Source organism: Stutzerimonas stutzeri, from assembly GCF_013522825.1.
Classification (GTDB): domain Bacteria; phylum Pseudomonadota; class Gammaproteobacteria; order Pseudomonadales; family Pseudomonadaceae; genus Stutzerimonas; species Stutzerimonas stutzeri_AK.
The window spans coordinates 1-332 of sequence record NZ_JAAMQZ010000113.1; the positions used below are offsets into that span (position 1 = coordinate 1).

General features: G+C 65.4%; 1 protein-coding gene. It reads left to right on the forward strand.

From position 1 onward, the window contains the following. Positions 1–332: IS66 family transposase (locus G7020_RS23835; protein WP_181087228.1), on the forward strand; the 332-nt coding region annotated here is incomplete at both ends.

Genomic DNA, 332 nt, shown 5'->3' on the forward strand with positions numbered 1-332 from the left:
GTCGACATCCCACGCCAGACCCTGGCGCGCTGGGTGATCCAGAGTGGCGAGTTGTTACAGCCGCTACTCAACCTGATGCGCGACAAGCTGCTGGAGCACCCGGTGTTGCACTGCGACGAAACCCGCCTGCAGGTGCTGCACGAGCCGGGGCGCGATCCCTGCGCGCAGTCCTGGATGTGGGTGCAAAGCGGTGGGCCGCCGGATAAACCGGTGATCCTTTTCGACTACACCACCAGCCGCGCGCAGGAAGTGCCGTTGCGCCTGCTCGACGGCTATCGCGGCTACCTGATGACCGACGACTATGCCGGCTACAACGCCGTGGCCGCGCAAGA